Annotated in this window: 1 protein-coding gene and 1 pseudogene; one reads left to right on the top strand and one right to left on the bottom strand. The window is 72.6% G+C overall.

The window, feature by feature from the left end:
* A pseudogene (locus AE652_RS41540) lies at window positions 1-406 on the top strand (AfsR family transcriptional regulator); the annotation flags it as partial.
* Window positions 407-453: 47 nt separating this feature from the next.
* On the opposite strand, the gene AE652_RS41535 reads toward AE652_RS41540, so the two are convergent.
* Complete coding sequence (locus AE652_RS41535) at window positions 454-948, bottom strand: hypothetical protein (protein WP_049661190.1); 495 nt, start codon at window positions 946-948, stop codon at window positions 454-456.
* Window positions 949-1,323: the final 375 nt, after the last annotated feature.

Here is a 1,323-nt window from a genome sequence, read left to right as displayed (position 1 = left end):
GGACGTCGAGGAGCTCGGCGCGCGCTACCGCGGGCTGCTCGCCGGGCGCCGGGTGCTGGTCCTGCTGGACGGGGTGGCCGAGCCGGGCGTACTGCTGCCGTCGGTGCCCGGCTGCGCGGCGGTGGTGGCGGGCGCCGAACCGGGCACCCTGCCCGACGGCGCCGTACGGCTCGCGGTGGGACCGCTGGAGCCGCACGACGCCTACGAACTGCTGGCCCGGATCGCCGGCGCGGACCGGGTCCGGCGGGAGCCGGAGGCGGTGGCCGAGGTGGCCGCGCTCTGCGGCCACCTGCCGGTCCTGCTGCGCACGGCGGCGGAGCGGCTCGCCTCCCGGCCGCAGTGGTCGGTGGCCGACCTGGTGCGGTGGCTCGCCCTGCGGGCCGACGGGCCGGGGCGGGCCCAGTAACGCCGGCTCTCCCGGTGACCCCGGCCTTCTCGGTGACCGGGGCCGGTTCAGTAGAGGTCGGAGGAGAAGAGGACTGCGCCGGGGACGGGGCCGGGGTTGGAGGAGTGGGGGATGCGCGGGATGTCGTTGCCGCCCCAGTAGACGCCGGAGGTGCCGCTGGCGGTGACGGTCAGCTTGGCGTGCGGGTGGCCGTAGGTGCCGGACGACCAGCAGGCGGCGCCGTTGGCGGAGTAGACGACGAAGTTGCCGTCGACCTGCATGACGGCCTTGTAGCCGCAGCCGACGGTGCCGCTGGCCATCTTGACCTGGGTCCCGTACTGGTAGACGACGAAGTTGCCGTCGGGCTGCATGATCATCCGGGTGGAGCCGGACTCGATGTACCAGCCCTGGTAGAGCGGCTCGTCGTCCCAGATGGAGACGTGGTCGACGGCCCGCTCGATCGCGGCCTCCGCGGTACCGGTCGACGCCACGGTCCCGGCCAGGGCGAGCGCGGTGGTGGCGGTGGCCAGGGCGATCTGCCGGAGGGTCTTCGTCGTCTTCATGTACCCGTGCCTCGTGGTTCTCTCGTGCGTTCGCGCCCGCCAGGTCCTCGGGGCGCGGTGTGGCACGACCTTGGCGGAAGGCGGTAGACAAACGATGAACGCCGCCGTTTAACGGGGTCCGGGGGCCGGGCCGGCGGGCCGGGGCCCACGGCGGGACCAGGGGCATTTGGCTTGGGCCCGGAGTGGGAGTAGTGTCTCCTAGTCGCCTGACAGGGAGCACCGGACACGCAGCCGCGCGGACGGTCCCGGGGTGGCCAATCCTCTGAAACACCACTTCCCGGTTCGGGCCGGGTCGCTTCGTCGTTTTCGCGTCGCGGCCTGGTGCGCATTCGGTGTGCATGTTTATTGGGTTGCGGTCGGATTCGCTTTTCGGAG

This window comes from Kitasatospora sp. MY 5-36, from assembly GCF_001182915.1.
GTDB lineage: Bacteria > Actinomycetota > Actinomycetes > Streptomycetales > Streptomycetaceae > Kitasatospora.
This window is presented reverse-complemented; position numbering and strand designations above follow the sequence as displayed.

What these genes read in the sequence shown, in the direction of transcription:
- AE652_RS41535 (WP_049661190.1), bottom strand. Translation starts at nt 948, where the DNA reads ATGAAGACGACGAAGACCCTCCGGCAGATCGCCCTGGCCACCGCCACC.